This window comes from Streptomyces sp. NPDC001750 (assembly GCF_042892615.1).
GTDB lineage: Bacteria > Actinomycetota > Actinomycetes > Streptomycetales > Streptomycetaceae > Streptomyces.
On sequence record NZ_JBIAUE010000022.1, the window covers coordinates 60,399 to 83,785 of the forward strand.

Annotated in this window: 15 protein-coding genes and 6 pseudogenes; 13 read left to right on the top strand and 8 right to left on the bottom strand. The window is 71.5% G+C overall.

The genetic code is table 11. From position 1 onward, the window contains the following. The first annotated feature begins 70 nt into the window (after positions 1-70). The 3 genes and pseudogenes from ACFYY6_RS28705 (at position 71) to ACFYY6_RS28715 (ending at position 2,812) form a co-directional block, all read left to right on the top strand. Positions 71-298, top strand: a complete 228-nt coding sequence (locus ACFYY6_RS28705) for a hypothetical protein (protein WP_351524609.1) — start codon at positions 71-73, stop codon at positions 296-298. A 524-nt stretch (positions 299-822) separates the two neighbouring features. Beyond that, positions 823-1,029: pseudogene (locus ACFYY6_RS28710) on the top strand (bifunctional rhamnulose-1-phosphate aldolase/short-chain dehydrogenase); the annotation flags it as partial. A 319-nt stretch (positions 1,030-1,348) separates the two neighbouring features. After that, positions 1,349-2,812, top strand: a complete 1,464-nt coding sequence (locus ACFYY6_RS28715; protein WP_389196316.1) for an arabinose isomerase — start codon at positions 1,349-1,351, stop codon at positions 2,810-2,812. A 193-nt stretch (positions 2,813-3,005) separates the two neighbouring features. Here ACFYY6_RS28715 and ACFYY6_RS28720 read toward each other — a convergent pair whose 3' ends face one another. Next, positions 3,006-4,079 (bottom strand): enoyl-CoA hydratase/isomerase family protein, encoded by a 1,074-nt coding sequence (locus tag ACFYY6_RS28720; protein ID WP_351524610.1) that lies wholly within the window; start codon positions 4,077-4,079, stop codon positions 3,006-3,008. 334 nt (positions 4,080-4,413) lie between these two features. On the opposite strand from ACFYY6_RS28720, the gene ACFYY6_RS28725 reads away from it, so the two are divergent. Then, a complete protein-coding gene (locus ACFYY6_RS28725; RefSeq protein WP_389196318.1) occupies positions 4,414-6,549 on the top strand; it encodes a SpoIIE family protein phosphatase in 2,136 nt (711 codons plus the stop codon). 208 nt (positions 6,550-6,757) lie between these two features. On the opposite strand, the pseudogene ACFYY6_RS28730 reads toward ACFYY6_RS28725, so the two are convergent. The 4 genes and pseudogenes from ACFYY6_RS28730 to ACFYY6_RS28745 all read right to left on the bottom strand — a co-directional run. Further along, positions 6,758-6,955 (bottom strand): annotated as a pseudogene (locus tag ACFYY6_RS28730) (GNAT family N-acetyltransferase); the annotation flags it as partial. A 59-nt stretch (positions 6,956-7,014) separates the two neighbouring features. Beyond that, a pseudogene (locus tag ACFYY6_RS28735) lies at positions 7,015-7,197 on the bottom strand (DUF6397 family protein); the annotation flags it as partial. Positions 7,198-7,284: 87 nt separating this feature from the next. Then, positions 7,285-7,698 (bottom strand): roadblock/LC7 domain-containing protein, encoded by a 414-nt coding sequence (locus ACFYY6_RS28740; protein ID WP_351524612.1) that lies wholly within the window; start codon positions 7,696-7,698, stop codon positions 7,285-7,287. Positions 7,699-7,861: 163 nt separating this feature from the next. Further along, positions 7,862-9,289, bottom strand: a complete 1,428-nt coding sequence (locus ACFYY6_RS28745; protein WP_351634930.1) for an LCP family protein — start codon at positions 9,287-9,289, stop codon at positions 7,862-7,864. 535 nt (positions 9,290-9,824) lie between these two features. Between ACFYY6_RS28745 and ACFYY6_RS28750 the strand changes: the two genes are divergently transcribed. Beyond that, positions 9,825-10,400: a TerD family protein gene (locus tag ACFYY6_RS28750; RefSeq protein WP_351524614.1), complete on the top strand. Its 576-nt coding sequence runs from the start codon at positions 9,825-9,827 to the stop codon at positions 10,398-10,400. Positions 10,401-10,583: 183 nt separating this feature from the next. Beyond that, positions 10,584-11,180: pseudogene (locus ACFYY6_RS28755) on the top strand (class I SAM-dependent methyltransferase). 188 nt (positions 11,181-11,368) lie between these two features. Here ACFYY6_RS28755 and ACFYY6_RS28760 read toward each other — a convergent pair. Further along, positions 11,369-12,274: an oxygenase MpaB family protein gene (locus ACFYY6_RS28760; RefSeq protein ID WP_351525003.1), complete on the bottom strand. Its 906-nt coding sequence runs from the start codon at positions 12,272-12,274 to the stop codon at positions 11,369-11,371. Positions 12,275-12,494: 220 nt separating this feature from the next. Here ACFYY6_RS28760 and ACFYY6_RS28765 point away from each other — a divergent pair, with 220 nt between their 5' ends. Next, positions 12,495-13,460, top strand: coding sequence for a hypothetical protein (locus tag ACFYY6_RS28765; RefSeq protein ID WP_389196321.1), 966 nt, complete (start codon positions 12,495-12,497; stop codon positions 13,458-13,460). A gap of 170 nt (positions 13,461-13,630) precedes the next feature. On the opposite strand, the gene ACFYY6_RS28770 is transcribed toward ACFYY6_RS28765, so the two are convergent. Together ACFYY6_RS28770 and ACFYY6_RS28775 are read right to left on the bottom strand one after the other, a co-directional pair. Next, entirely contained in the window at positions 13,631-13,813 is a 183-nt protein-coding gene (locus tag ACFYY6_RS28770; protein WP_073790471.1) for a hypothetical protein, read from the bottom strand. An 84-nt stretch (positions 13,814-13,897) separates the two neighbouring features. Continuing rightward, positions 13,898-15,049, bottom strand: coding sequence for an acyl-CoA desaturase (locus ACFYY6_RS28775; RefSeq protein ID WP_351525001.1), 1,152 nt, complete (start codon positions 15,047-15,049; stop codon positions 13,898-13,900). A gap of 337 nt (positions 15,050-15,386) precedes the next feature. Here ACFYY6_RS28775 and ACFYY6_RS28780 point away from each other — a divergent pair, with 337 nt between their 5' ends. The 6 genes and pseudogenes from ACFYY6_RS28780 (at position 15,387) to ACFYY6_RS28805 (ending at position 23,355) form a co-directional block, all read left to right on the top strand. Beyond that, positions 15,387-18,296, top strand: a complete 2,910-nt coding sequence (locus ACFYY6_RS28780) for a DEAD/DEAH box helicase (protein ID WP_389196323.1) — start codon at positions 15,387-15,389, stop codon at positions 18,294-18,296. Next, complete coding sequence (locus ACFYY6_RS28785; RefSeq protein ID WP_389196325.1) at positions 18,293-19,744, top strand: SWF or SNF family helicase; 1,452 nt, start codon at positions 18,293-18,295, stop codon at positions 19,742-19,744. Before ACFYY6_RS28780 ends, ACFYY6_RS28785 begins: the two co-directional genes overlap by 4 nt. A 792-nt stretch (positions 19,745-20,536) precedes the next feature. Beyond that, positions 20,537-20,596: pseudogene (locus ACFYY6_RS28790) on the top strand (hypothetical protein); the annotation flags it as partial. A 120-nt stretch (positions 20,597-20,716) separates the two neighbouring features. Continuing rightward, a pseudogene (locus tag ACFYY6_RS28795) lies at positions 20,717-20,964 on the top strand (acetamidase); the annotation flags it as partial. 388 nt (positions 20,965-21,352) lie between these two features. Next, positions 21,353-21,946 carry a peptidoglycan recognition family protein gene (locus ACFYY6_RS28800; protein ID WP_351526208.1) on the top strand — a complete coding sequence of 198 codons (594 nt, stop codon included), beginning with the start codon at positions 21,353-21,355 and terminating at the stop codon, positions 21,944-21,946. A gap of 125 nt (positions 21,947-22,071) precedes the next feature. Then, entirely contained in the window at positions 22,072-23,355 is a 1,284-nt protein-coding gene (locus ACFYY6_RS28805; protein ID WP_389196327.1) for a GAF domain-containing protein, read from the top strand. The last annotated feature ends 32 nt before the right edge of the window (positions 23,356-23,387 follow it).

The following is a 23,387-nucleotide window of genomic DNA, read 5'->3' on the forward strand; positions in this document are numbered from 1 at the left end:
ACTGCGTCCTCGCTGTCGGACCCATGGGGAATGCTGGTGGGTCCGACACCTCTGAGCGGGAGATGCTGTGATGCGCAACGACGAACTCGCCGCGGCCCAGGCGTATGTCCGACTTCTGGAGGCCACCCGAGCGGCGTTGGCGGATCCCGAGGACGGCCCCTTGTACGTGCCGTTGCTCGCCTCCCCGATGGCGGAGGCCGACGGCGCGCTGGAGCGGGCGGGCCTGTGCGGGAACGAGTCGCGGTTCTTCGACCTCGTGTCAACACTCCGACCGAGCATGTCGGGTGGAGGTCACTGAACCGACCGGGCGGAGCGGCACTTCCCCTCGCCCCGGGCCGCGGCCTACCTCCGGCCGCGTGCCCCACCGGGCGGCCACAGTCCGGGACGGGGCGGGCGCGGCCGTCACCCTGTCGGCGGGCTTCACCTCTCCGCGCCGATGCGCCACCATGCCGGTACGGGCCGGGCAACGATCCGGCGGCTGCCGACTGCCCCGTTTTCACGACCGTCGGCGGCCCGACCACGTCATCCCTCCGGCGCACCGCCATCCCTTCGAGCCAGTCCCGTCACACCGAGGGTTCCGACTCCGTCCTCGGCGAATTGATTCAGCGTCGCCCTCGCCCGCAGACATCTGCTCACACGGGCGAATCGACAACTCCAGAGCTTGTCTGCCCCCACGCGGAAGACGTGGTTCTGCGTGAAGCGGGACGAAGCGATCCAACACCGTGATCACGGCGGGCGGTCACCGTCCGCCGGACGACTCCACCTGTGAGGTGTGCATGCCCGACCTCTTCGCCGTCAAGGGGCTTCGGCCACGAGGCTGCGTGGGTGGCCCGGCGCAGGCCCGGCTTCCGGTTCGGCCTGGACATCGCGGCGGTCAAGGTCGCCAACCCGCAGGGCGTGGGAGCGATCCTCGGCGGTCACGGCATCACGGCCTGGGGCGGGACGTCCGAGGAGTGCGGGCGCAATGCGCTCCGGGTGATCCGCACCGCCGAGGCGTTCCTCCGCGAACGCGGCAGGGCCGAACCGTTCCGACGCTGAAGCATCACAGGACGCTGCGGCAGGGAGCGGTACTCGCGGGCGTGGAACCGGAACGGATCCACCTGATCGGGCGGGGTTTGCGCAACGCACTGCTGTGCCAGTCGGACCCACGGACGCCACCGGGCTCCCGGTCACGGCCGGCCCCGCCGAGACCCCCGCGCGGGCCCACGGCCTGGTGTGCGACCTCATGGAAGTACGGCGAATCGTCGCGCGGACACAGGAACTGGGACCGCCGGGTTCCGGGAGGCCGGTGAACGCCACCGAAGAGTGGCGGAATCGCTCGACGAACGACGAGAAGGGAAGGAAGCACATGACCGATGTCTCTCCCCCCGCGCTCCACGACGGGCTGCCCCGCGTCACACGCCGTCCTACCCGGGTCGGCCTGGTCTCCGGTGGACTCGGCGCGTACTGGCCCCAGTTCCCCGGTCTCCTCGACCGGCTGCGGGAATCGGCTCGATTCGTGACTGAACGGTTCCGGGAGATGGGCTGCGACGTCGTCGACGCCGGCTTCGTCTCGGACCCGCGGGAGGCGGCCGGGGCGGCAGAGCACCTGCGCCGGGCGGACTGCGACGTCGTCGTGACGTATCTGACGACGTATCTCACCGCCTCGATGGTGCTGCCGATCGCCCAGCGCGCCCATGCCCCGGTGCTGGTGATCGACCTCCAGCCGACCGAGGTCATGGACCACCCGAACACCGGAACGGGCCAGTGGCTGGCGTACTGCGGGCAGTGCCCACTGCCGGAGATCGCCAATGTGTTCCGGCGCAGTGGTGTCGCCTTCCGCTCGGTCTCCGGCCATCTGCGCGACGGCAACGCCTGGAACCGGATCCGACGCTGGATCACCGCGGCGCAGGTGCGCGGTGTGCTGCGGCACGGCCGGCACGGGCTGATGGGCCATCTCTATCCCGGGATGCTCGACGTCTCCACGGACATGACGCTGGTCTCGTCCCGGTTCGGCGGGCACGTCGAGGTCCTGGAGTTCGACGATCTGCGGATCCGGGTCGCGGCCGTGACGGACGAGGAGACCGCCGGGCGGGTCGCACTCGCCCACGAGGTCTTCACCCTTGACGCATCCGTGAACGAGGACGACCTCGCCTGGGCCTCCCGGGTGTCGGTCGGGCTGGACCGGCTCGTCGAGGACTTCGGGCTCGACAGCCTGGCGTACTACCACCGCGGTCTGGAGGGCGAGATCCACGAACGGCTCGGCGCGGGCATGATCCTCGGCGCGTCGTTCCTGACCGCGCGGGGCATCCCGATGGCCGGGGAGTACGAGTTGCGCACCGGTCTGGCCATGCTGATCGCCGACACGATCGGCGCCGGTGGCTCGTTCACCGAACTCCAGGCCCTTGATTTCCGGGACCGGGCGGTCGAGATGGGCCACGACGGTTCCGCCCACCTCGCGATCAGCGCGAGGGATCCGCTGCTGCGCGGGCTGGGGGTCTACCACGGCAAGCGGGGATGGGGGGTCAGTGTCGAGTTCGACGTCGGACACGGCCCGGTGACCACCTTCGGCGTCGGTCAGGAGGCGGACGGGACCTTCACGTTCGTCGTCTCCGAGGGCGAGGTCGTACCGGGGCCCCTGCTGGAGATCGGCAACACGACGTCGCGGGTCGACTTCGGCTTCGACCCGGGCGAGTGGACCGATGCGTGGGCGGCGACCGGCGTCGGTCATCACTGGGCCCTGTGCACCGGCCACCGCGCCAAGGACCTCAGGGCGGTGGCCGATCTGCTCGGCGTCCCCTTCCGGGCGGTCACCGGCCCCGGACCCCTTTGAACGGTTCTCTCCGTCGGGGGCCCTCTCTCTCCCCAGGCCTTCCGGTTGCCCTGGCCGCACCTGTCCCACGCGTTCCGGTTCTTCTCGCCGTGGCCTCCCGGCCCCCCGGTCCCCCTGCTCTGCCTTCCCCCGTCGGTCGGTCCCTCGTCCGTCCCTCGTCCGTCCCTCGTCCGTCGTCCCTCGGCGTGCCGCCTCAGGCGGTCGTCCCGGGGACGGGGGCCAGGCCGAGTTCACGTTCGCCCAGCGGGGCGAAGAACCGCGCCACGTCGTCGTCCGTGACCTCGGTCAGCTCCCCAGGACTCCACCGCGGGCGGCGGTCCTTGTCGATGATCTGGGCCCGCACGCCCTCCACCAGGTCCGGCCGGGCGAAGGCGGCGCACGACGTGCGGTACTCCTGGTCGAGCACCGCCTCCAGGCCGCCGAGCCGACGGGCCCTGCGCAGTGCGGAGAGGGTCACCTTGAGCGCGGTGGGCGACTTGGCGAGGATGACTGCGGCGGCCTGCTTGGCGGCCGGCACGCCGCTGTTGTCGAGCCGGTCGAGGATCTCCTCGACCGTGTCCGCCCGGTAGCAAGTGTCGATCCACTCACGGTGCGCCCCCAGTTCGCCCTCCGGTGGGGAGGCGGCGTGTGCCCGCACCGTTGCCTCGATCTCGTCGGGCGTGCGGCAGTCGGCGAGTGCCGTGGTGAGGGCGGTGAGGCGCCGAGCCGGTACGAAATGGTCGGCGAGCCCGCACAGCAGGGCATCACCCGCCCCCACCGCGTCCGCCGTGAGTGCCAGGTGCGTGCCGAGCTCGCCGGGTGCGGACGCGAGCAGGTGCGTTCCGCCCACGTCGGGGACGAATCCGATGCCGGTCTCGGGCATGGCGACGCGCGAGCGTTCGGTGACGATCCGGACGTCGCCGTGAGCCGAGACCCCCACGCCGCCGCCCATCACGATCCCGTCCATGATCGCCACATAGGGCTTCGGGTACCGGGCGATGCGGGCGTTGAGCCGGTACTCGTCGCGCCAGAACGCGAGTGACGCGGTACCGCCCGCTCGGGCGTCGTCGTGGATGGAGCGGATGTCCCCTCCCGCGCACAGGCCGCGCTCTCCCGCGCCGGTGATCAACACGGCGGTCACCGCGTCGTCGCGCTCCGCTTCGGCGAGCGCTTCGTCGATGCGCAGCACCATGGCGTGATTCAGCGCGTTGAGCGCCCGCGGTCGGTTCAGCGTGATGTGCCGGACACGCCCCTCGGTGTGCGTCAGGACGGGATCGTCATGGTTCATGAATGCGCTCCGGTCAGCCCTTGTGCCGCATCGTCCGTCACACGTGGACGATCTTCCACCGCTCATTGTCGGGGGCGGGCTCCTCCCCCGGAAGGCAGGGGTGTCGGGCACCACCGGGTCCGAGGTAGCCCGGTCCGGGAAGCCCGCCCGGGCCCGGAGGTCCCGGTCCGGGCGGCCTCCGGGGCGCGGACGTCCCGGCAGCCTCGCCCGTCGTGGTCCGCGCGTCGCGGTCGGCCGGTCCGCTGTGGCGGCCTTCCGTCACCGGCTCGACAATTGAGTCACCCCGTACGGGCGCGCCGCCCGTGAGCCCCGCCGGACGACCTCCGGAGCAGGTATGACCGATCACGACCGGCAATCGAGCACCCCCGCCGCGCCCCGTCGGCCTATCGAGCAGTCGCAGGGTCGCGGTTCCGTGACGGCGGAGAGTCTCGTGATGAACCGGACGGGCAGTTTCGACTGGGATCTGGACACCGGCACGCTCGACATCGACGAGGCGGGCCTGCTGGTCCTGGGGCTGGACCCGCTGTCGTTCGATTCACGGCCCGAGTCGGCGGTGGAGCGGCTCGATGCCGCCGAGCGAGCCCGGCTCGACGAGGCGGTCAATGACGCGATCGTCGGGGGGCGCAGTTCGTACAGCGTCCATCTCCGAGTCCCGCTGCACGGTGGAATGGACCAGCGGACGCACGTCCAGGCACGTGTTCTGCGCGGCGACGACGGCCGGGCCCACCGAGTCGTCGGGGTGGTGCGCGATGCGACGGCGGAAATCGACCACTCGGAGTTCCTGCTGGACCTGGAGAAGCGGACGCAGCGCCAGACCAGCATCGTTGAACGCACGACGAGCGCGCTGTCGCGTGCGGTGACCGTGGACGACGTGACCGCCTCGCTCACAGGTCCGAGCGGCCTGGCGCGGATCGGCGCGGACGGTCTCGCGCTCGGCATGCTGGAGAAGTCGACGCTGAACGTCATCGCGCTCAGCGGCGACGCGTTGGAGGCGGTCGCGGAACTCGGTTCCGGCGAGGAACTGGATCGGAGCCTTCCGCTGGCTGACACGGTGGTCAGTGGACGTCCCCGGTTTCTCAACTCCGTTTCCGCGCTGGTCGGCCGGTATCCGGCGGTGGCCCCGTACGCCGAGCGGCTGAGGTTCCGGGCGGCCGCGTATCTGCCGCTCGTCGCGCAGGCGCGTACGGTGGGATCGCTGGCGCTCTTCTACCGCGAGCCCACGGCCTTCGACGCGGACGAGCGCAGCCTGTGCCTGGGGCTGGCCGCCATCGTGGCGCAGTCGCTGCAACGGGCGAAGCTCTTCGACGAGGAGCGCGAGTTCGCCACCGGTCTCCAGTCGGCCATGCTTCCCCGGCGCATCCAGGAGATCCAGGGCGGCGAGATCGCCGTGCGGTACCACGCCGCCTGGAGCGGACGGCAGATCGGTGGCGACTGGTACGACGTGATCGCGCTGCCCAAGGACCGTTTCGGGATCGTGGTGGGTGACGTCCAGGGCCATGACACCCATGCGGCCGCCATCATGGGTCAGCTCCGCATCGCGCTCCGGGCATACGCCGCCGAGGGACACGCTCCGTCGACGGTGCTGGCCCGCGCCTCGCGCTTCCTCTCCGAGCTCGACACGGAACGCTTCGCAACCTGCACGTACGCCCAGGTCGACCTGGCCTCGGGGGCCGTGCGCGTGGTGCGCGCGGGGCATTTCGGACCGTTGATCCGGCAGGTGGACGGCCGGGTCGGCAGTCCGCAGGTGCGCGGTGGTCTGCCGCTGGGCATCTCGACCGATTTCGAGGACGAGGAGTATCCCGAGACCCGTCTCGATCTGGTTCCGGGCGAGACGCTCGTCCTGTACACCGACGGGCTGGTGGAGGAGCCGGGGGCCGATGTCGAGGTGGGCGCGCAGGCTCTGATCCATGAGGTGAGCACGGGGCCCGCAGGGGCCCAGGCGCTGGCGGATCACCTGTCGGACCGGCTCTGGGAGCGCTGGGGATCGGGGGACGACGTCGCCCTGCTGGTGCTGCGGCGCAGTCCGGACCCGGGATCGCCGCGGGCCCCGCGACTGCACCAGTACGTGCACCAGGCGGATCCGGAGGGGCTTTCCGACGCCCGCACCATGGTGCGTCAGGCCCTGAACGACTGGGACATGGCCGAGCTGGCCGACGACGCCGAGCTGATGACCGGCGAACTGCTGGTGAACGTGCTGCTGCACACCGAAGGCGGTGCCGTGCTCACCCTGGAGGTGCTGCCGGAGCCGGTGCGTCGGATCCGGCTGTCCGTGCAGGACCGTTCCAGTGTGTGGCCGCGGCGTCGCAGCCCGGGTGAGACCGCGACATCGGGGCGGGGGCTGCTGCTCATGGACGCCGTCGCCATCCGTTGGGGCATCGAACCACGCGGCGAGGGCAAGGCCGTCTGGTGCGAGATCGGGCCCTCGAAACCACCCGGCCCCGCTCGGGCGACGTCCTCGGCCCGGACGTGACGTGACGGGTGCACAGCAGGGCGCGAGCCGTCCCTCATGGGACGCGGCACACCCGTCCGATCGCCCCAGCACGGCGGTGCGGTCCCGTGGACAGCACCGGGACCACAGGGGTTGCCAGGCCGCACGGTGCGGCGTCGCCCGAACCGCACCCTCCCGCCGTCGGCAGTCGGCAGACCGCCACACCGACTCCCGCGACAATCGGGGGTCTTCAGAGGCGGCGGTACATGACGCGCAGCCCGACGAACCCTTGTGCGGGATGCCTGAACCCCTCGGGCAAGGTGCCCAGGATCTCGAAGCCGAGCGAGAGACAGAGCCGGACGGCGTGGGTGTTCGTCTCGACCACCGCGTTGAACTGCATCGCCCGGAAGCCCGATGAGCGGGCCCAGTCCAGTGTGTGGACGCACAGCCCCTACCGACCGCGCGCACGCTCTCTCTCAGCACGGCAGGGAACCCGTCCCGCGCCCGCAGCCGTTCGATCTCTTCACGGTGGGCCCGCGGACCACCCTCACACCGCTGTGCCAGCACACGCACCAGGCGCACATGCACGGCAATGATGAACTCACCCCGCTTCAAGCGGAGTTCACGAGCCGATGTGCTCACAGCCATCGTGTTCGCGGCCTCCATACCCACAACACCGGCAACCGGCATGGCGCCCCCTCCAGTTGATTACTCTCTGTAATCAGAGTAGTCCGGAGACGGCACATCCGCGCGGCCTGTGGAAAACTCCCGCGCGGATCAGACCTGGTCCCCCTCCTCGTCCCCGCCCTGGCGCGCGGCGACGCCGAGGTGTTCACCGACCCTGTTGACGAGCAGGGTCATCTCGTAGGCGACCTGGCCCACGTCGGCATCGGCCGCGCTCAGCACGCACAGGCAGCTTCCCTCGCCGGCGGCCGTCACGAACAACAGCGCCTCGTCGAACTCCACCATGGTCTGCCGGGCCCTCCCCGCACGGAAGTGGCGCCCCGAACCACGGGCGAGGCTGTGGAGCCCCGACGAGACCGCGGCGAGATGTTCCGCGTCCTCACGCGTCAGCCCCGTGCTCGCCCCGGTCACGAGACCGTCGTTCGACAGCACCAGCGCATGCCGTATGTGCCCGATCCTGTTCGTGAGATCGTCAAGGAGCCAGTCGAGTTCCTTGTCCAGCGCCATGTGCCCGTTCCTCCCCGCTCGTGCGTTCCCCTGCCCCGCGTTTCGCGTAAGCCTTGCGCACTGGTCACGAACGGGCAAGCACTACTCGGTCATGTGGCCGGGTCCCAGCCCCTGGACTCCGTGACGGCGGTCAGAGAGGCACTGTCCACCAGGCACGCACCAGTCACCCCTGCGGGACGTCGGCACACGGGTCGTCGTCCGCCGAGCGGGCCTCGTCGGCGACAGCGGGCGGCACCGCGGAAGGAGCCGTTCCCCCGGGCGTGGCCACCGAGTCCTCGCTGTAGGAGCTGCCGAGGACGATGCGGATTCCGGCCGAGTCGGACGCGTTCACTCTGGCTCCGGGCAGGTGCCGGGCGGTCTTCTCGGCCTCGTTGCGCAGGCCCGGTCCGTATTCGACGACCGTCGAGACATGGTCCTGACGGCTCGCCGTGGCCGTGGTGGTGACGGTGAACCCCCGGGAGCGCAGGAGGTCGGCGGCCCGGGCCGCGAGCCCGGTGACCGTCGTGCCGTTGTAGACGGCGACACTGATGCCCTTCCCCGCGAGCGGGTCGGCGGCAGCGGACGGGGCACTGCCGCCGTCGGTCCGGTCGCGCTCGGCGGATCGCCTGCCGCTGGCGTCCTTGCCGTCGACCGTGCGGTCGGCCTTCAACGCGGCCCAGAGGGCGTCGGCGTCGGACTCGACGATCGCGACGCGAGCACCCTCGTAGCGCCATGGAACGGTCACGAACTTGGTGTTGTGCAGGTCGACGTTCTTCATCGACATGGCGAAGGAGAGCAGCCGGTCCGCCGATCCGAGTCCGGGGTCGACGGTCAGCGCGTCGGTGGCCGCGTCGGCGAGGGGCAACAGCGTGGTCGGGTTCATGCCGCGCGACTTGACCTTCTTGATGAGCGAGGCGACGAAAGCCTGCTGACGCTTGATGCGCCCGAGGTCCGAGCCGTCACCGATACCGTGCCGCAGCCGGACGTAGTCGAGTGCCCGCTGCCCGGAGACGGTCTGCGGACCCTTCGCGAAGATCCGCGCCCCCCGAGTGGGCAGTTTCGGGCTGAGGTCGCGCTGATGGATGTCGTGCGGCAGGCAGACGGGCACGCCTCCGACCGCCGAGGTGAGCGCGGAGAAACCGGCGAAGTCGACGACGACGGTGTGGTCGACGCGCAGGCCGGTGAGGCGTTCGACGGTGTTCTGGGTGCAGGCCGGGTTGCCCTCGGCGGTCTCTCCCACCGAGAACGCCGCGTTGAACATGGCGTCGTGCTTCGGGGCGGTCCACGCGCCTCCCGGAAGTCTGCACGCCGGGATCTCGACCAGGGAGTCGCGGGGGATCGACACGGCGACGGCGTGCTTGCGGTCGCCGTACACATGGAGGAGGAAGGCGGTGTCGGAGCGCCCCACCGCGCCCGTACCGCCGCCCAGTTCGCTGTTGCCTCCCGCACGCGAATCCGATCCGATGACCAGGACGTTCTGCCCCATCGACGAACCGGGCGGCCGGTCCCCGGAGAGCCCGTCCGCGCTGAAGGTGTCGATGCCGCCGTTCAATTTCAGGTACACCCACCCGACGCCCGAGACGAGCAGCACGAGAAAGGACAGTCCGGTCACGGCCGTCCGCCTCAGGCGTCCGCCCCGCGACCGGCCCGTCGCCGCCTTGCCATGTGTTCTCATCGGCCACCCCGTTCGTCCGGTTCCAGGAGGAACACTCGCCTTCCGTCGAGGAAGACGCGCGCCACCACCCTGCGGTTTTACCGTTGCGCAATGTAGCGAGTGCCGTGGTTCGAATGGATCACCGGACCTGCCCACAACCAGCCAGAAGCACTTCCCGGGAACTCCGAGCGCAAACACCGGCCGAAACGCGGCACTGAAATGTCATGCACCCCTGCCACGCAACGGCCCGCCTCGCCCGCCCCGTTCGACCGCGGCGCTCACGGCGTCCTTCCCGACGGACCCGCTGCCGGGCAGGACGCCACGCCCGGCCATGCGCGGAGGCGGACGGAACGGCAGACCCCGTTCCCGACGCATCACTTCAGGAATTGCGCAATTATGGGAACCATGAAGTCGTCCTCGGCGTTCACCCTGGTGACGACAGACGACGCGCTGATCACGGATCGCTGAAGCGCTGTACCACTGGAGGATGTTCATGGGTGTGAGCCTGGCCAAGGGCGGCAATGTCTCCTTGTCGAAGGAGGCACCCGGCCTGACCGCGGTGACGGTCGGTCTGGGCTGGGACGTGCGAACGACCACGGGTGCCGACCATGACCTGGACGCGAGTGCGCTGCTGTGCTCGCAGACCGGGAAGGTCCTCTCCGACCTGCACTTCGTCTTCTACAACAACCTGACGAGCCCCGACGGTTCGGTCCAGCACACCGGTGACAACCTGACCGGGGAGGGCGAGGGCGACGACGAGTCCATCAACGTGGACCTGGCCGCCGTGCCCGCCGATGTCTGCAAGATCGTCTTCCCGGTCTCCATCCATGAGGCCCAGAGCCGCGGCCAGAGCTTCGGTCAGGTCCGCAACGCCTTCATTCGCGTGGTGAACCGGTCGAACGGCGTCGAGCTCGCGCGCTACGACCTCAGCGAGGACGCCTCGACCGAGACCGCCATGGTCTTCGGCGAGCTCTACCGGCACGGCGCGGAGTGGAAGTTCCGAGCGGTCGGCCAGGGCTACGCGTCGGGGCTCGCCGGAATCGCGTCCGACTACGGAGTCAACGTCTGATTCCGCGGGCCGTTCGCACCCGCTGATCCCCGGTCGCTCTCCCCGGCCCTCGCGGGTTCGGGGAGAGTGGCCGGCCGCGCCAGATGTCCGCTCCTTGGCGAGGCCACGACGCCGATACCGGCCGCGGGCCGCGAGGCCACATGCCGTGTTCCACTCCCGCGGCGACTGCGCGATCATTTCGGTATGTCCGGTGACCACACACATGTCCGGGAGTTCTTCACGGCCCGCGCGGCGGGCTGGGACGCCCGTTTCCCTGATGACGGACCCGCCCACGCCGTGGCCGTCGAGGCTTTCGGGCTGCGCTCCGGTGACACGGTGCTCGACGCGGGCTGCGGCACGGGGCGGGCACTGCCCGCTCTGCGAAGGGCCGTGGGGCGCGGACGGCACGGTCCTGGGCGTGGATCTGACACCGGCGATGCTGGAGTCGGCACTACGGGCGGGACGTGACCGCGCCGGGCTGCTGCTCATCGCCGATGTCGCCCGTCTGCCATTGCGGTCGGGGGCGCTCGACGCGGTGTTCGCCGCCGGTCTCATCTCCCATCTGACACGCCCCGGAACGGACTTGGCCGAGCTGGCCCGGGTGGTGCGGCCGGGCGGCCGGCCTTGTTCCATCCCGTCGGACGCGCCGCGCTGGCGGCCCGCCACGGCCGCCCGCTCACGGACGACGACCTGCGGGCCGAGGCCAACCTCCGTCCGGTGCTGGCACGTTCCGGTTGGCGACTCGACGCCTACACCGACGTGGACGACCGGTTTCTCGCGCTCGCCACGCATACGGCCTGACACCCACGCCGGGCGTAGACCTGGCGCCCGCACCGCACGAGCGCCTTGACGCCTGCGCCGTACGAAGGCGCCGATACGTACGGCGCAGCCCACAGGTGCGCGCCGGGGACGCGCCGACGGGCGGGACGGCGCACGCCGACGTGCGAGGGAACGCACGCCGACCGGAGGCGCCCGTCACCCTCGCCGGTTCAGTCCTGCCCGGGTACTTCGGCGCGCCGACCGTGCGGAACCGGACAGCCGCGAACGCCCGGAGTGGGGAACGTCCCCAGCCGGGCGACTTCGTAGCCGTTCGGGTACCCCTTGATCTCGGGGTTCTGTCGCGCGTAGTGCGGGTTGGTGCGCGGCGGCAGCAGTCGGACGGCCCGCGCTCTCAGGCGGAGCGCGCCGTGGGTGAGCCCGCGGGCCACCTGCCCGGGGCGTTCGTACCTGAACGCTCGGAGCAGCGAGTCGTCGAGGAGCGCGAGGGCCGCCTTCCGCGCGACCGGCGCGAGGGGGCGCGGGTACCAGGAGCCCATCAGGTCCAGCGTGGCGTCGGAGACGCGGCGTCCGCCCTCGTCCCAGCCGAAGTGCTCGGCCTCGTAGGCGTCCAGGGTGCGCTCGAAGTCCTCGTACGTCTCCGGCAGGTCCTTGATGCCCATGTGGGCACCCAGTGTCCGGTAGTAGACGGCGCACGCCCGCAGTTCGTGGGAGGACAGCCGACGCCAGCCGAAGTCGTCGAGCCACCGCTTCGGCGTGACGACGAAAGTGCACAGCACGTAGCGCATGTCGTCATTGCTGATGTCGTAGCTTCGGTGCATCTGGTTGATCCGGCGGATGGCCGTCCGACCCGCTTCGTCGGCGAAACCGTGCTCCACGACCGTGTCGAGGAGAAGTGCGGTGTCGTCGTAGCGCTTCTGCGACCGCTCGGTCAGCTCGGCGGTCTCGGCCAAGAGCCGGCCGATACTGGGGACGGCGTAGGTGCGGTACAACGCGAGTTCGAGTGCGCGGGTGATGTCCCACGGAAACTCGTAGGTCGCCGTGATGCGATAGATCCGCAGGAAGTCCCGTTCCGGATCGAGATTCTGAATCTCCTTCAGGCGGTCGTACCGCTTCACCCGGCTGCCCCCTTGCGTCGGTCGGAAGTCCAACTCTACGTCGGCGGAAGGCGGGCACCGCACTCGAGGGAACAACTGTCGGCCGGTCCTGATCCGGGACCGCGCCGGACGCGCCGGGCGCGGTGGGCCGGTCCAGGAACCACTTGTCAGGACCTCGACGAGCGAGTTACCGGCTGGTTAGGGTGCGCCGACGACAACCGTGACGGACGAGGAGAGAGCCGTGGCAGGGACAGGCGATGCGGTCACGGACGACGACGCGCTGTACGTGCTGACCGCGGCACTGCTCACGCCCGCGCAGTTCCCGACCGTGCTCGGTGACGACTACCCCGCCGCCTGTGCGGCGCTCGCCCTCGAACCGTATGCCGAGGGGTACGGCCTGGTCCTCGGCCAGGACGCCGGGGGCGCACGCTGGACCGTGGTGGTGGACGACGTGTCGCTGGTCGCCGTGGCGATCGCCGCCTGGGACTGCGGAATGGAGTACGACCTGTCACCGGACGACCGCTCGATGGTGTGTGCGTTGCCGGGCTGGCCGCTCGCGGTCGCGGTCGCCGCCCCGGAGCTGGCCGCCCCGCACGATCCGCCGCCGGACCCGGACGCCGGGGGCTCCGGCCCGGTCCCGCTCGCGCCTCCCGCCACGGGCACGTGGGGACCGGCCCAGCGGCGCATGGGGGCGGACGAGATCGCGCACCAATGGACGTCCTGGCGGGAGCAGTTGGACGGTACAACGGCCTCGGCCTCCTCCGACGTCACGGACGACGGTGCGGGGTCGGGGTCCGGGACCGGAGCCGCGACCGGCACCGGGGCCGGGCCCGGCGGCGGTGCCGGGGACCAGGACGGAGAGAGGGCGGGAGGCGAGCACGGCGCCGGAGCCGAGGGAGCAGATGCCACGGTCCCCACCGGACCCCCGCCCGTCGTATCGCACGCCGGACTGCGGCGGGCGCTGACACAGGCGCACGCCTACCTGGACGCCCCACCTCCGCCGGGCCGGATACGGTCCTCCTTCGCCACCGGTGATGCCCGGATGCTGCGCATCGATGGTCCCGGCTGGTCCATGGTCGCCAGGACGGACGACATGGCGTTCGTCCTGCTGGACGACGAACCAGGAGAGGTGTTTCCGGTCGAACGGGGCGCGCAGTTGCCCGGTCTGCTGGAGGCCCTGGACGCGATCGCGGTACGGCCGGTCTGAGCGGCGTACCACCGGCCGCCGTCCCGGCCTCGGGGCCTCCGGGATCGCGGACACCGCGACGGGTCGTCGGCAGCACGTGCTCGCGGGGGCGGTCGCAGGTCGACCGGGCCGCGCTACGCGGCCCCTCCCCGCCTCTGCACCTCCGCTGTCGCCCTTCCCGCCGGCTCCCGTCAGCGGCCGATTTCCCTGCGGGTGATCCTGCGGAGCCTGCGCCGCTGGCCGGGATCCAGCATCAGATAGCCGACCGTCGGCACGCCGACCAGGACGAGCAACGACAGCCAGAACCCGATGAAGGGCATCAGGACGACCGCCGCGACGACTCCCCCGATGGCGATCTTCGCACTGTTCGACATCGTCACACGCCTCCTTCACGGCCGCAGCCGTTCGTGTTGGTGGGAACGCCCGCGGGGTCCCATCGGTTCCAGCCTGCCCGAGAGTCACCTCAGCGGCTCGCCGACCTCGTGCATGTGCCGTAGCGCCTGCCGGTACGACTCGACGGGCCCGGTCTCCGTGTACGGCATGCCGAGCGCCTCGCAGTGGGCGCGCACCAGGGGTTGCGCCAGCCGCAGGTGGGGGCGCGGCATGCTCGGGAAGAGGTGGTGCTCGATCTGGTAGTTGAGCCCGCCCAGGAACCAGTCGGTGAGGGCGCCGCCGCGCACGTTGCGCGAGGTGAGGACCTGGCGCTGGAGGTGTCCCCAGCGGTCGCCGTCGGGGTCGGGCATCTCCATGCCCTTGTGGTTGGGCGCGAACGCCATGCCCAGATGGAGCCCGAAAAGGGCATGGTGCAGGAGGGCGAAGGCGGCGGCCTTCCCGGGCGACATGACCGTGAGCAGCAGTGCCGTGTAGAGGCCGAGGTGGGCGACCAGGAGCAGGGCCGAGACGGCGCGCTCCCTGGCGGGCTGACGGCTCAGGTACTGGAATCCGGAGATCTTGAGGGCGATGCCTTCGAGGAGCAGCATGGGGAAGAACAGCCGGGCCTGGTGGCGGGTGAGCCAGCGGGCGAAGCCCTCGCGCAGGGCCGCCTGTTTCCGGGTCCAGACCAGGGCCCCGACGGCGACGTCCGGGTCCTTGTCGACGTGATTGGGATGGGCGTGGTGGCGCACGTGTTTGTCGTTCCACCACGCCTCGTTCATGCCCAGCAGCAGGTTGCCGTGCACAAGGCCGACGACCCGGCTCGTCCGGCGGCGGGCGGATATCTGAGCATGCCCGGCGTCGTGCCCGATGAACGCGGTGCGGGACCAGAAGACTGCCAGCGGCAGTGCGAGCAGCAGGGTCGACCAGCTGTCGCCGATGAGGAACATGCCGGTGACCACCGCGCCCAGGGCGAGCAGGTTGACGGCGATGTTGAGCGCGTACCAGCCGGTGCGGTGTTCCAGAAGGCCCTGGCCCTTGACCGTTTGGAGCAGCGGCGCGAAGTCGCTCCCCCGGTTCGGGGCCGTGCCACGCCCCGGCGCGGATTCCCGAATCGCGGTGGGCTCCCGCCCCGGAACGGTTCCCGGGCCCGGTGCGGTTTCGCGGCCTCCCGTCTCTGGGGCGTCTCCCGTACCGTCTCGGACACCTTCCGCGACGGTGGACATGGCCTGGGACATGGGGTCTCCGGTCTCTGGAAGGCTGCGTTGACCTGTCGAAACGTACGGTCGCCGAAGCCCTGGCGGCCATGGCGCCACCACCCCTGGTCCACTGGGGCCAGCCCCCGGCCGCCGAGGGGGGCCGGCCGCACCCGGGACGCCGCGAGGCAGGTGGACGGCGGGGCGAGCAGGCCAGCAGGCCAGCAGGCCGACCGGAGTACCGCATCAGCCGGGAGCCTGAGCCCCGCCGCCCGACAGTGATGCAGATCACCGCATCGCCAGGCATGAACCGCTCGAGCACGGAGTACCCTCGACCCTCCAGCAAGCTAGTCAAATTTGAGGAATTCGGGCCATCGCTGTGCACAGGTTCCCTGCCGCAACGCTTTCCGAGGTCTCCGCACTCTCCGGCTGTACCGTGGTCTTCCTCCCCGGGGACCCGTTCCGTGCCGGCCGTATCGCCTTCTGGCATCCGGACGGCAGTGCTCCGCCCGACGGTCCCGGTTCCGTCGAGGAGTTGGCCGTCGTCGGGGCCGACGCACAGGTGTACGTCGTACCCGCGCTGATGCTCCCCGTCCGGGACGCGCTGCCCGTGCTGACGCGCGCACGTTTCGCGCCGCATGCCTCCGGCGCCGCCGCGTTCTGGGGCGCCGCCGCACTTCTTGCGCTGCAACTCGCCGCCCGCGGCCTGCTGCTGCCCGGGCTCACCGCCACCGATCACGACGCCTGGCGGGCCGGTCCGCTGTCCGCGGACGACCGGGAGTGCGTCCGAACGCTCGCCGCCTCGATGCCGCCGCTCGCCCACGCCGTTCCGCTCGACGCGTCCGCACACCCGGTGCTGCTGCCGGAACCGGAACGGCTGCTCCGCGCGTTCCTCGACGCGGTGGCCGACGGCCTGCCGCGTACGCCGGCCGCGGCCCTCGCCACGACGAGCCCCGCATTCGCCGTCGACGAGGCGCGGCGTCTGCCGGGCGGGCGCGCCTGGGCCGCCGATGTCGCGGCCGGGCACGATGCGGGCGTCCGGCTCTCGCTGCGGGTGGAGGTGTCGGGGCTGACGGACGCGGGAGCGGACGACGAGCCTTTGGCCACAGCTGCCGACGGCGCCTCCTTCCGCGCCGTCCTCCAGATCCACGGTGTCGGCGATCCGGCGCTGGTCGCCGATGCCGCCGACGTCTGGACGGGCGCGGGGGCGGGCCTGGCCGCGGCGTTCGGCCCGCGCGCCCGCATGGACGCACTGCTGTCTCTGCGGCGGGCCGCCCGGGCCTGGCCCGCGCTGACGCCGCTGCTGTCGGCCGCCGTGCCCGACTTCGTCGAACCGGCCGACGAGGAGCTCGCGGAACTCCTCGGTCCGGCCGGACGAGCCCTCGCCGCGGCCGGGGTCCAGGTGCACTGGCCGCGCGAACTGGCCCGCACGCTCACCGCGCGGGCGGTGATCGGCCCGCCCGACGACGACGCCGGCAGGGAGCCCGAGGGACCGGCCGGTACCGGCTCGGAGGCTCCGTCGTTCCTGTCGACGGACGCGCTGCTGTCGTTCGACTGGTGGTTCGCGCTGGGCGATCAGAAGCTCAGCCGCGCCGAACTGGACCGGCTCGCCGAGGCCAACAGGCCGCTGGTGCGACTGCGCGACCAGTGGGTACTGATCGATCCCGAGGAGGTGCGACGCGCCCGGGAGACCCGGGACCGCAAGGTCGCGCCGATCGACGCGCTGGGCGCCGTACTGACCGGTTCCACCGAGTTCGACGGCCGCCGGGTCGCCGTGCGCGCCACCGGCCGGCTGGAACAGCTGCGCCGCAGGCTGGCGGATCCGGAGTCCGACACGGCACGGGACGAACGGTGGACGGTCGGTCAGCCGGCCGCGCTCGACGCCGTGTTGCGCGACTATCAGTTGCGGGGTCTGAACTGGCTGCACACCATGACCTCGCTCGGCCTCGGCGGCTGCCTCGCGGACGACATGGGCCTCGGGAAGACCATCACCCTGATCGCGCTGCACCTGCACCGGCTCGCCGCCGATCCGGACACCGGACCGACCCTCGTGGTGTGCCCGACCTCGCTCATGGGGAACTGGCAGCGGGAGATCGAGAAGTTCGCGCCGGGGACGCCGGTCCGCCGCTTCCACGGCGGGGCGCGCGACCTCACGGGGCCGACGGCCGGTGAGTTCGTCCTCACCACCTACGGCACCATGCGGCTCGATGCGGCGAGGCTCGCCGAGATCGAGTGGGGTCTGGTGGTCGCCGACGAGGCACAGCACGTCAAGAACCCGTACTCGGCGACCGCCGAGCAGCTGCGGACGATCGGCGCGCGGGCGCGGATCGCGCTCACCGGCACCCCGGTGGAGAACAACCTGTCGGAACTGTGGGCGATCCTCGACTGGACCACTCCCGGCCTGCTGGGCCGCCTCGGTACCTTCCGCACCCGCTACGCGCGGACCGCGGAGGGCGGCGATCCGGCGGCTGCCGAACGGCTCGCGGCATTGGTGCGGCCGTTCCTGTTGCGGCGGCGCAAGTCGGATCCCGGTATCGCCCCGGAACTGCCGCCGAAGACCGAGACGGACCGGACGGTGTCGCTCACCGCGGAGCAGACCGGACTCTACGAAGCGGTGGTCCGCGAGACCCTGACCGCGCTCTCGACCGCCGACGGCTTCGCGCGGCGCGGGCTGGTGGTGAAGCTCCTGACGGCCCTGAAGCAGATCTGCAATCACCCGGCGCAGTACCTCAAGGAGAACGCGACGCGGATCGAGGGCCGCTCGGGGAAGGTGGAGCTGCTGGACGAGCTGCTCGACACGATCCTGGCGGAGGGCGCGAGCGTGCTCGTCTTCACGCAGTACGTGGCCATGGCCCGGCTGCTCGAACGGCATCTGGCGGCCCGGGGCGTACCCACGCAGTTCCTGCACGGCGGCACACCGGTCATGGAACGGGAGGCCATGGTGGGGAGATTCCAGGCGGGCGAGTGCCCGGTCTTCCTGTTGTCGCTGAAGGCCGCCGGTACCGGGCTCAACCTCACCCGTGCGGGGCATGTCGTGCACTTCGACCGATGGTGGAACCCCGCGGTGGAGGCGCAGGCCACCGACCGGGCGTACCGGATCGGCCAGACGCAGCCGGTGCAGGTGCACCGGCTGATCGCCGAAGGCACCGTCGAGGACCGGATCGCCGACATGCTGACCAGGAAGCAGGTGCTGGCCGACGCGGTGCTCGGCTCCGGCGAGATGGCGTTCACCGAATTGACGGACGCGGAACTGGCCGAACTGGTGGAACTACGAGGGGGCTCCCGATGAACCACGGGCGCGACGGACACGGCGCGTACGGCGGATACGACAGCGAAGTGGGATACGGCACCGACGCGGCATCGACGCAGGAACGCACCTTCAGCGCGCTGCCGCCCGCACGCGGACGCGGATTCGCCGACTCCTGGTGGGGACGGGCATGGCTGAAGGCCCTGGAGGACACCGCGCTGGACGGCTCGCAGCTCAAGAAGGGGCGCGGGGTCGCGCGCGAGGGCCTGGTCGGCGCGGTGTCGGTACGGCCGGGCCGGATCACCGCGGTGGTCCGCGACCGGGGCGGGTCGGCGTACCGCAGCGACGTGCTGTTCCAGGAGCTGGACGAGGCGGACTGGGAGCGCTTCCTGGACGTGGCCGCCGCCCGCGCCGGGCATGTCGCGGCGCTCCTCGATCGCGAGATGCCGCCCCATCTGGTCGAGGACGCGGCGGCGGCAGGGGTGGAGCTGCTCCCGGGCATCGGTGACCTGGAGCCCGAATGCAGCTGCGAGGCGTGGGACCACTGCCCGCACACCGCCGCGCTGTGCTACCAGGTGGCGCGGTTGCTCGACCAGGATCCCTTCGTGCTGCTGCTCATGCGGGGGCGTGGCGAACGCCGGCTCCTGGACGAGCTCCAGCTGCGCATCGTGGCCCGCGCCTCGGAACGGGTGGTGTCCGGCCGGGGTGCCCCGGCCGACGGGTCCGGTGCCGTGCACGCCGCGTCGGCGGAGGCGGTGGACGGGGGTGTGCGGGCGGACGAGGCGTTCGCCGCACGGGACATCCTGCCTCCGCTACCCGCTCCCCCGCCCCTGCCGGACGAGCCGGGTCCGGTCCCGTCGCTGGAGACGGAGACCGAACCGGAGCCCGGCATCGACACGGCGGTCCTGGAGCTGCTGGCGGCCGACGGCGCGGCGCGTGCCCATCGGATGCTCGCGGATGCCCTCTCCCCCGACCACGCGCACCGGCCGCTGCCCGTAACGCTGACGCCACGTCAGGATGTCGTGCGGCTGCTCGCGGACGCCCGCCCCGAACCCTGGATCGCGAAGCGGCTGGCCGCCGGATCGGGACGGAGCCCGGCCGCCCTCGACGCGGCGGTGCGCGCCTGGTGGTACGGCGGGGCGGCCGGTATCGCCGTGCTCGACGAGGAGTGGACACCGGACCCGGAGACCCTGACCAGGGCTCAGGCCCGGCTCACCGCCGCATGGGAGGAGAACGAGCGCCCCGGACTGCGGGCAGTCGGCAACCGCTGGACGGCGGCGGAGGACGGTGTGCAGCTCCGGTACGGCCGGGACGGCCGCTGGTGGCCGTACCACGACGAGGACGGGCACTGGGTGCCGGCAGGCCCCGGGGACGAGGACCCGGCGGCGGCGCTGGGCGGTGCAGAGCCTTCCGCTCCCCCGTCCGTCGCCGCGCGCCGCCCCGGTGTTCAATCGATGTCACCGCACGTTGAGAGTGAGAGCGGAACCTGACGCGCGTCCGAGCTTACGACCTCGTCCACGATTGTCAGCGGCGTCGCGGCGTCTGGGACCTCCGCCTCCGGCGTTGTCGTCAGTCCCCGACGCTCCTTCCCCAAGCTCTCAGCTGCGTTCGAGCAGGGGAGACCCCATCCGACTCCCTCCTCCGCCTTGGATTCGAAGGCCCCAGACGCCGCTCCTTCCTCCACTGCCAATCGTGGACGAGGTCGTTAGGGTGCGCGGGCCGCTCGGCCGTACACCGGACAACGCCTTCCGGACATCGGACGAAGGGGCTACGGGTGTCGGAGGATCCGGGAAGCGGACTGTTATGTGATGGCCCCGGCTGCGTGAGGCCCCCTTCCAGAGCGTCACGGCGCTGACCCCGGCGGCCGGCGGCCGGCGCCGCGTCCATTCCGTCAGGAGCGGCGTTCGCGGGCGGCCGTCCGCCGCTGTCCGTGGTGGCGGCGCTGATCGGCTGTCTGTTCACTGCGCTGCTCCCGTTCCGGCTCGGCTTCACGAAGGCGGGCACCCTGCTCCGGCGGTGGCCGTCGTCGCCCGAGGATCTGTGGTGGCCGTGGTCGCCGCTGGGCGCGGTGGTCATCGCGCTCGCCGGGTGCTTCGGGGTGCGGGCCGCCTCGGGGTTCGGCACCGTACTCGGCGTCTTCGATTTGGTCGTCCTCAGCGTCTTCGCGATCCCCCTCATCGGACAGGAAGGGTTCGGTCAACACGCGTCCGGTGTCCGGTACTTCGCACCCTGCGGGCGGTTGCGGCGGCACCGGCGGGTTCTTCGCCGGCTTCGTGCACACGATGCCGGGCTTCGCCGGTTCCGAGGCCGCGGCACCGCTCGCCGGGAGGACGAAGGACCCGCGGCGCATGATGCGGTGCGCAGTGCTCGGCGCGGCGCTCACCATCGGCCTGGTGCACCTGCGGGCGTTCGCGCGGCTCCACCCGCGCCGCCGCTCCGCCGTCATCGGTGTGCCGAGGCCGGGCGACGGCCATGCCCGTCAGGGCGAGGCGAGACCTGCGGCGTGGCCGTGGAGCACGCGATGACCACGGTGGTCCTGGTCGAGCTGCCGAACGGCGCTTCGACGCCGTGTCCGCGAACCGGGTCCGACAGCCGTCCGATGTCCACGACTTCCGCGCGCCCTCTCGAAGGCGTGCCCCGCATATCGCAGTTGGAGCTGGCGCGGTGGCCGGGCCGCGACTACGGTCTGTCCGAGCTCGACGCCTGTCAACTAGTGCCGCGGCAGGCAACGTTTGCCCGTCAAGGAGCGCGTCCGGTACGTGCTCTCGGTGTGCCGGCCGGAAGCCCTCGTACTGGATGTACTTGGGATTTCGGCCGGTGCGGCGAGAGGGCGTGCCGGGCGTCGCGACGGGGCGAACGTTGCCTGATGCGGCACTAGTGCCGCTCCCGGCAAGGTTTGCCCCGTCGCAGCACTAGTCGGTCATGGAGGGGAGGCGCCGTCGGCGAACGTGTACGACCCCAGCCCCACGAGAGTCGCGAAGACCCGCGAGGAGTGGCTGCCCGCGGTGCTCCGCAGGAGACCATGGCGCTCCTCCCCTGGCCCTGACGCCTCTTGTCCTGTTCCTCCGTCTCGATTCCCCCCACGTACAGGAGTTCTCATGCACCGCAGAAGAATCCTCCAGGGTGCCGCGGCGACGGCGGCAGCCGCACTGCTGCCCGCGTCCGCCCGCGCCGCTGCCGCCACGACGGCGGGCGACACGGATTACCCGGTCGCCCACTGGGCGCCCGCGTCCACGTCCAACTACACGGCGTCGAACCGCCCTTCGACCTATCCGGTCCAGTACGTGATCATCCACGTCGCGCAGGAGACGTTCTCGGACACGGTCGGGATCTTCCAGAACCCTGCCAAGCAGGTCTCGGCCCACTACGTGGTGCGTTCGGGGGACGGCTACGTCGCCCAGTGCGTCCGGGAGCGGAACATCGCCTGGCACGCGGGGAACTGGGACTACAACACGCGCAGTATCGGCATCGAGCACGAGGGCTGGGTGGATCAGCCGTCGTACTTCACCAACGCCATGTACGAGAAGTCGGCGCTGCTGACCGCCTCGATCTGCGATCGTCACGGCATCCCCAAGGACCGGGCACACATCCTCGGCCACGCCCAGGTCCCGGGCTCCGACCACACCGACCCCGGCCCGAACTGGGACTGGGTGCGCTACATCCGTCTGGTCAACCTGTACTCGTCCGGCTGAGGCGTCCCCCGCCCCGGCGTCCTGCCGAGCGGCGACACCCGTCCGGTCGCCGCGCGCCACGGTTGTGGCGGCCGTCCCCTGCGGCCACGATGGGGGTGCACGACGCGCCTGGACGGGAGGGTGAGTTGACGGACCCCTGGGTGGCCCTGGCAGCCGGTACGGACCCGGGGCAGTGGCTCGGCCGACTGCGGCACGCGCACGAGGTGTTCACCACGGCCGGGCGGCTGGAGCACCCGGTGCGGCCGGTGGTCGGCGAGTCGTGGCGGCGTTCGGCCCGGGCCCGGGTCAGCCCCGAGGGTACGGCCCCGGTCGAGCTGGGAGCGGACGATCTGGGGCCGTACCGGGACGGGCATCCCCTGGCCCCGGTCATGCCGGTGATCCGCGAGCTGATGTGCACGTACGCGACGGACGGGGAGCACCTGCTCGCGGTGTGCGACGCACACGGCAGACTGCTGTGGGTCGAGGGACATCCGAAGGCCCGCCGCGCCGCGAGCCGGATGAACTTCGTGGAGGGCGCCCGCTGGGCGGAGTCCGTTGCCGGGACGAACGCGCCGGGCACGGCCCTCGCCGTCGACCGGCCGGTGCAGGTCTTCGCCGCCGAGCACTTCCGCCGGACGGTCCAGCAGTGGACGTGCGCGGCGGCGCCGCTGCACGACCCGCGCACGGGGCGGGTGCTGGGCGCGGTGGACATCACCGGAGGGGACCGGCTCGCGCATCCGCACAGTCTGGCGTTCGTGCAGGCGGTGGCGCGGGCCGCCGAGTCGCAGCTGGCCCTGCTCGCGCCCGCGCCCGGCGACGGGACCGTACAGCTCACTGCGCTCGGCCGGGACGAGGCGCTGCTCGTCGCGGGCTGCCGCAGGGTGCGGCTCAGCAGACGGCACAGCGAGATCCTGGTGACCCTGGCCCGGCATCCCGAGGGCCTCGGCGGCGACGAGCTCCTCGTCGAACTGTACGAGGACGAGTCGGTGACCCCCGTGACGCTGCGGGCCGAACTCTCCCGGCTGCGGCGGCTCCTGGGGCCGGAACTCCTGCTCTCCCGCCCCTACCGGCTCTCGGCCGTTGTCGACGCCGACTTCGACACGGTGGCGCGCAGGCTGGCGTCGGGCGCGGTGGCGTCAGCCCTGGACGTCTACACGGGCCCTCTGCTGCCCGGTTCGCAGTCGCCGTCCGTCGTCCGCTTGCGCCACCGGCTCGACGAGCAGTTGCGGGCGGCACTGATCGCGCGCGGTGACCCGGGGCTGCTGGCCGACTGGGCGCACAGCCCCTGGGGCGAGGACGATCTTCCGGTCTGGCGTGCGCTTGCGGCGGCGGCACCCGGGGACCGGCGCCCGGCACTGCTCGCCCGGGTCCGGGCGCTGGAGACGGAACAGGGGTCGGCAGGGCCGGGCCCTGTCCCCGAACTGCCGTAGCGGACCGAAGGTCGACGACAACCCCAAGGGCT